The sequence below is a fragment of the Phaeobacter sp. genome, from assembly GCF_022825805.1.
In the GTDB taxonomy this organism is placed as follows: domain Bacteria; phylum Pseudomonadota; class Alphaproteobacteria; order Rhodobacterales; family Rhodobacteraceae; genus Phaeobacter.
In genome coordinates this window covers 1-6,670 of record NZ_JAJDWC010000060.1, presented here as the reverse complement: position 1 = coordinate 6,670, position 6,670 = coordinate 1, and the positions used below count along the sequence as shown (strand labels likewise).

Sequence of the window (6,670 nt, the reverse complement as noted above, 5' to 3'; positions counted from 1 at the left end):
GAGCGGTTCTTTGGCAGGCTGAAAGCCTCGTTCCGTCGCATCGCAACCCGATACGAAAAGACGTCACGCAATTTCCTGTCGATGATCAAACTGGCATCCGTCAGACTGTGGATCGAGTTTTATGAGTCGGCTGCCTAGCTTTCCCATGCGGTCGGCGGCACGTTTCGGAAGGCTGTCACAGAACGAAGGGTCTGTCAGATCGCCACGGAACACGTGATCAGCGTCGCAGTCGTGTATGTCTGCGCCCGCGACGGTCACGCCCAGCTCGCGCAATGCTCTCACGATGGCTTGGCCAATTCCTCCGCCTGCACCTGTGACCAGCGCAGTCTTCTGGGCGAAGTTAGTCATGATCGCATCCTTTCGTTTTTTTCGAAAGGTAGATGAAGCGGCTAAGGCGGCATGCAGGATAGCGACATGAACGCCCAGGTCCAACGACCTGTGGGCCGTTTGGAGCGCGAGAGACATATCCGGCGAGGTCTGCCACTTGACGCGCATTTGCTGAGGCATCAGCGTTGTCTGTCGCGCAGCCCGGGGTTGAGAGTGCGCTAGCCGCTAGATACTTGACACTGCCCGCGTGTCGCCCGGCGCCCAATGATGCTCCAGAGGTCTGCGTACAGGGTGAGGACGCAACGGGTCGAAGGCAAAGTGGTCTATGTGACTGTGAATTGCCCCATCATTCCACAGTCTTCGTGTTCCAGAATGTGACAATGATACATGTAGGGCGTGTGATCTGTGGCCTCGTAGTCAAAGCGCACCAGAACCTCTGACCATCCATCATCGACGTGAACCATGTCTTTCCAACCTGCAGCGTAGGAGGGCGGTGGGCCGCCGTTCTGGCTGAGAATGCGGAAAGAACATCCATGAATGTGGAACGGATGCAGTTGGTCATCAACCGAGATACGCCAGATTTCAGTGTCGCCCTTGCGGACCTTTTCATCGATGCGGTCCATTTTCATGGGCTGGCCGTTGATTGCCATCGCACCAGCGTCACCGCATACGTTTTCCCAAGCAAGCGCAAGAGCTGCCAGATCAGCGCCGACATTCATATTCAACTGAAAGTCACGCGTTACAGTGGCATCCGCCGAATTTGGTGGGACAAGATTGGCAAGTTGCGTTGGCAGCGCGCCGTCAAATCCCCTCATGTCAGTGCGTGCGAGCGACAGGGCTGTGACGCTTCGGTTGCCGCCAAAGAGATCTGAGAGGAAGCCGCCACCGTTTCCGTTCAGGTTCACCTTGAGTGCATTGGTCTCAAACGCGGTCATGTCTACGAGCACTTCATACCGCTCACCCGGAGACATTAGAATGTTGTTAGCTTCCACAGGTGATGAGAGAAACCCACCATCAGATGCAATAACCGTTATGGGACCCGTTTCCATGGAAAGCCGCAGGAACCGGGCGTTGCATGCGTTCAAGATGCGCAGTCTGACAAGGCCGGTGGGAACGGGTTGCGCAACCGGCGCAATTGCGCCGTTCACAGTCAGCGTGTCGCCTTCAAAACCGTCTTCAAAAACAGCGGCGGACAGTTCGTAGGCCATTTTGCCGCTGTCATCGAATGTTTTGTCTTGAAGAACGAGGGTGAAATCATCCACGCCGTAGGTGTTTGGTAGATCCGCGGCCAGGCTGGCATCATCTTCCACCAGCAGAACACCTGCGAGACCTTTGTAGGTTTGTTGCGCGGTTTTCCCGTGCATGTGCGAATGAAACCAGTTCATCGAGGCATGCTGAACGATTGGGACATCTGGGGACCAAACCGAACCATGTTCGATTTCCTGATGTGGTCCGCCATCGACATCGCCGGGAATATGCAGACCATGCCAGTGGATCGTGGATGTCTCTCCGATGTTGTTGGCGACATCGAATGGCAAGGTCTGACCTTGTTTCACCCTGATGACCGGTCCCAGATAGTTGTGATTTATCCCCAAGGTTTCGCTGACCACGCCATTGCCAAAGTCATGCGTTGCGGGGTTGAGCGCCAATGAAATCCGGTCTTCGATCCCACCTGTCAGGTCTGTCAGAGGAATGATAGGCAGCGGTCGCGGCGCGCTTTGCGCCCAGGCCAGATTGCCACCAGCCAAGAGCAGGCTTGCGCCAGCGGATTGTAGGAAAACTCTGCGATCCATTGAAACCCCCGAAGACTGTCAACTATGATTGATAGATTGGGAATGGGAAATGGTTTGTCAACTGTGATTGATAAAAAAGATAACGCCTTTCTGGAGCAAAACATCAAGGGCATGATGATGACGCTGATCGCGCGTTGGAATGCTGAAATGGATGATGCGCGCGCCAAAACCGAGTTTGCGGATGTCCGGCCCGCCGACATTCGTCTCTTTGCGCAGCTGCGCGGGCGTACACTCAAACTGTCGGAGATCCATCGCGAGATGGGGTTTTCTCGTCAGGCCGCGCAACAGGCTGTCGACCGTCTGGTCGACCACGGGATGGTGGCCGTCACGGCGGATCCGAGCAGTAAGCGAGACAAGCGGGTTTCAATTACCGAAAAAGGGCAGAGATGGCGGACCATAGCCGCTGAACAGATCAGGCAGATCGAAGCCGACATAGGCGCTGCAATTGGCGCGGAGGATGCTGAAGCTCTGCGAGGGTATTTGGCCCGTCTTATCAGCCCGAAGCGCTCGTAATTGCCGAGATCGATGACCCGAAACACTACTGACCAAGTGAGTGTTGCACCTACACAGCTAGCTACCTGTGGCTTGGCATATCACAACGGTTGTACAGCGTAGCGGCAAGGGTGATGGTGCATGCATGACAGCAGAAACAGCATTTTCGTTTGCGGCACTGCCGACGTCGGCACAACGGCACATTCGGCTGTTCCAGATGCACCAGTTTCTGGATCGATTTGCGATGGGGTTAACGGTCGCCGTTGTTGCTCTGGCACTTGCGGATCGGGGCATGGATCTGCTGCAAATTTCATCGCTGTTCGGGATCTACGCGCTGACAACCATGGCGATGGAGCTGCCTTTCGGCGGCTTGGCAGATAGCATCGGGCGCAAACCGGTCTTTCTGGCCGCAGTTGTCGCCAGTCTTGTTTCGCTTGCGCTGTTCCTGTCGTCCAGTGATTTTATGGTTCTCGCCGTTTCTTTTGGGTTCATTGGATTTGGGCGAGCGCTCAGATCGGGTACACTGGATGCCTGGTTTATTGAGACGTTCAAGGCTGCAGCGCCGAACGTAGACGTCCAACCTGCGCTGGCCAAGGCACAAACGGCCAATGCCCTTGGATTGGCCCTTGGCGCGGTTATTGGAGGGTTTTTGCCGGATCTCTTGGGGGCGATTGCCGCCAACCACGGCTTCAGCATCTATGATGTGTCCTACGTGGCCAGTTTTGCTGTGATGCTGGGCGTTTTTGCGTTCACGCTGCGCGTTGTTGTTGAACGCCCGCGACCGATCACCTCCCCCGGCTTATGGCGGGGATTTGTGAACGCGCCTGGGGTGATCAAAGATGCGGGCCTGTTGGTGCTGAGACATCGGGGGCTATCACTGCTCTTGACGACGCTGGCCTGCGTATTGCTGGCGACCAACCCGGTCGAAGTGATCTGGCCAACCCATGCCAAGCCCATGCTCGAAGGCGGCTATGCCAATTCCATCATTGGTATCTTGACGGCGACTTACTTCTTTTCCATCGCCTTCGGTGCGTGGCTGTCGCCCTATGTCAGCCGCATTTTCAGCCGACGGCACCCAATCACGCTTGCGGCAGTTTTCACCTGCCTGGCGGGTGCGCAGATCGCATTGGCGATTCAGGTCGATATTCTTGGTTTTGTCGCAGCCTTTGTTGTGTATTCGGTGCTCCTTGGCGTCAGTGAGACACCGGCCAACAGCATTCTGCACCGCTGTGTCGACGATGCACAGCGTTCGACCATGCTGTCTTTAAAATCCCTGATACAACAGCTTGGGGCGGCTGCGGGTTTGCTGCTGGCTGGCGCTATCGCAGAACTGTACACAACACCGGTCGCATGGGCGGTCGGCGCAGGGTTTCTTGTGTTGGCGGTTGTCTTGACGTTGTTTTTGATCCGGCACCTGCCTGCACAGGGTCAATAAGCGTCGTTCTTCTGTCCCACGCCACGAAGTTTGCTCGGAGAGCTCGCACTCTACTGCCGCCCGACGAAGGTGACCAACACCTAGCGAACGTATACCAGTGGTTTTTTGAGAAAAGGTAATGGTGCCCAGGAGAGGACTCGAACCTCCACGTCCATACGGACACTAGCACCTGAAGCTAGCGCGTCTACCAATTCCGCCACCTGGGCAGGTGTCGTGTGGGGCGTATAAGCAGAAGGGCTGACAGCGTCAACAGCAAAGTCGCGGGGGAGGGCGTGTCGTAAACCTTTCGCCGCTGGTATCGACACCTTGCGTAAGTTGGAAATGGCTAGTCCGCTCAAAAAGGTCGCGGTTGCATGCCGGTCAAAGCGTAGTTCGCACGCTCTGTTGCCGCGACAACGTCACGGCGGTGATCAACAATATACCGTCGTTCGTGCATGTTTTTCTGGCATCGACATCCTGCTGGCGATGAAAAAATAGGCGCCATGAACTTGGCTAGGCAATAATCTTTCTCGGCGCGGCTCTCTTCACGGGAAATTAATGAGAATCGGAAGAGCCTGAACCTCAATGTCGTTCCGGAAGCTACTCTTTCAACGTGCCACACATGATTTAGGACCAGTCACTTACACACCCAGCATCAGTCCGCTTTTGGCGGATCTACTTGGTTTGTGCCCAGCGGGCTCAGCCATAGACGCCATGATGCTCGGTGCATGTGTGTGCTCGTGAGAGAAGCAGTTCCCAACGGCAAAACCGCAATTCCGCCACCCTCAAACCTTTAGGGTCTTCTATGTCTGATACTACCGCTCTCCCCAAACCGCGTCGTGCTGTTTTCAACAGTATTCGGGCAAAAATGACTCTGATCCTGTTGACCATTGGATTGTCATTTGCGGGGTTCGGCTACATGGTCTTCACCCTTCTTGACCGGGTGTCAAACGACATGTTCGGTCTCAGTATGACCCAATTGCCGCGGGTTGAGCTGAGCACTGATATCGCATCGAGCGCAAGCAAGACCAAAGATGAAATGATCAAGCTGCTCCTGGCCGAGGACAGCGCGGCTCTGGCCGAAGCGAGCGAAGGTGTGTCGGCAACGACAGATGCGCTGGAGGGTCAGATCGCCAATCTCTATGCGGAGGAGAGAGAGGCTTTCAACGTATCATTGGTTGAAACCCGGGCAGCCTTGGACAAGCTGGCGGACGCTCAGCAGGACGTACTGCGAAACGAAGCACTGATTGCAGCGCGTATCGCCGAGCTGCAGACCATCAGTGAAACTCTGCAGTTCAAAGTGTCTGACCTGGCCGCTGGGGCGTTTGAGCACCTGATCAGCAGCGGCGACACGGCAATCACCAAGATGGACGAAAGCCTGTCACGGTTGATCAATGATGACTTTGTATTGATGCAGGACCTGCTGAGCGCCCGAGCAGAAGTGAATCTTCTGGCTGGAACGGCCATTGTTCTTGGATTTGCACAGGATCCGGACTTGGCGAAATCCATGTCCAACCTGTCCGACCGTTCGCAGTGGGAATTGGATGTTCTGATTCAACGCATTGAAGGCATGGAGCAGCACGTCATTGACACCGAAATCCTACGGGAAGCAGAAGCCGTGTTGAAGTCAGTGTCACAGCAAAGCCTCTTCCCATCGGAGTCGCTGCGGCGCTCGGTCATGGAAGCGCGGACAAAAGCGGATGAGCTGATTTCAGACGCAACCGACAGTATGGGCCTGGAACTGATGGTCAGCGCGCAGATCGTGAACGCTGAAAACCGCAATGCGATAGAGGTACTTCTGAAAGAAGAAGCAAAGGTTCTGGACGACCTTCTCAAGATCAACGAGGCGATTTCCACATTTCAGGTGGGGGCGCTCAACGTTGTGACGGCCCGCTCTCAGGAACAGGTCGAAGACGCGCGCGTATTGTTGCAGTCGGGTATTGAGATCCTTCAGGGATACAGTGACTTCGCCGATGGCAAGCTCTCGGCAGAGTTCGACATGCTGGCAAGAATGAGTGATCCGGTGACAGGTATCGTTGGTATGCGAAGCGATGTTATTGCAGCCGGACTGAGCGCTGAACAAGCCGCGGCAGATACTGCTACGGCAGTACTGTCTATCGCGGATCTCGCATCTGATCTCGGAATGACCGTCCAGAGCGAGATCGCGGGTATGGCCAATGATATCTCTAACGAAATCAAGTCGTCAGAACAAAAAATGCTGCTTCTGGCTGGGGTGGGCGCGGGTGTCTTTCTGTTTGCCTTCCTGCTGACACAGCTGTGGATTTCGCGGCCGATGAAACGCATTTCGAACGCCACGGAAAAGCTTGCCGGCGGTGACCGTAGCCCGATCTCCGGTTTTGACCGCTCCAGCATTGAAATCCGCCGGATTGCGCATTCTCTATCGATTTTCCGTGATGGTCTCGTGGAAAAAGAGGAAATGACCCGCATCGCAGAAGAAGAACGGCACGCACGTCAGGCTTCGCAAGATGCGGCTGTCAGTGCCCTAGGTGTGAGCTTTCAACAGGTTGTCCATTCGATCCAGACCGAGTTGGTTGGAGTTACCAAGCACCAACCCTATTCGGAGGGATCGAATGAACATTCACAGCAATGCCAGACTGACACCTTTGGGTCGAGCGCGATTGGT

The 6,670-nt window shown here is 55.3% G+C and carries 3 protein-coding genes, 1 tRNA gene and 3 pseudogenes; 4 read left to right on the top strand and 3 right to left on the bottom strand.

Features of this window, described 5'->3' with window-relative positions; genetic code table 11:
• Positions 1–138, top strand: a pseudogene (locus Q0C28_RS06355) (IS5/IS1182 family transposase); the annotation flags it as partial.
• Positions 139–147: 9 nt separating this feature from the next.
• Here Q0C28_RS06355 and Q0C28_RS17740 read toward each other — a convergent pair.
• Together Q0C28_RS17740 and Q0C28_RS06350 are read right to left on the bottom strand one after the other, a co-directional pair.
• Positions 148–348: pseudogene (locus tag Q0C28_RS17740) on the bottom strand (SDR family NAD(P)-dependent oxidoreductase); the annotation flags it as partial.
• Positions 349–650: 302 nt separating this feature from the next.
• Entirely contained in the window at positions 651–2,120 is a 1,470-nt protein-coding gene (locus tag Q0C28_RS06350; protein WP_293573908.1) for a multicopper oxidase domain-containing protein, read from the bottom strand.
• A gap of 24 nt (positions 2,121–2,144) precedes the next feature.
• On the opposite strand from Q0C28_RS06350, the gene Q0C28_RS06345 reads away from it, so the two are divergent.
• On the top strand, positions 2,145–2,633 hold the full coding sequence (locus Q0C28_RS06345) for a MarR family transcriptional regulator (RefSeq protein ID WP_293573906.1): 489 nt from the start codon (positions 2,145–2,147) through the stop codon (positions 2,631–2,633).
• Positions 2,634–2,757: 124 nt separating this feature from the next.
• On the top strand, positions 2,758–4,047 hold the full coding sequence (locus Q0C28_RS06340; protein ID WP_293573904.1) for an MFS transporter: 1,290 nt from the start codon (positions 2,758–2,760) through the stop codon (positions 4,045–4,047).
• Between the two features lie 119 nt (positions 4,048–4,166).
• Here the strand turns inward: Q0C28_RS06340 and Q0C28_RS06335 are convergent.
• Positions 4,167–4,253, bottom strand: a tRNA-Leu gene (locus Q0C28_RS06335).
• Positions 4,254–4,831: 578 nt separating this feature from the next.
• Here Q0C28_RS06335 and Q0C28_RS06330 point away from each other — a divergent pair.
• Positions 4,832–6,670, top strand: a pseudogene (locus Q0C28_RS06330) (hypothetical protein); the annotation flags it as partial.

Excerpts from the sequence above, each read along its gene's own strand:
- Q0C28_RS06350 (WP_293573908.1), bottom strand. The coding sequence starts at position 2,120 with ATGGATCGCAGAGTTTTCCTACAATCCGCTGGCGCAAGCCTGCTCTTG.
- Q0C28_RS06345 (WP_293573906.1), top strand. The coding sequence starts at position 2,145 with ATGATTGATAGATTGGGAATGGGAAATGGTTTGTCAACTGTGATTGAT.
- Q0C28_RS06340 (WP_293573904.1), top strand. The coding sequence starts at position 2,758 with ATGACAGCAGAAACAGCATTTTCGTTTGCGGCACTGCCGACGTCGGCA.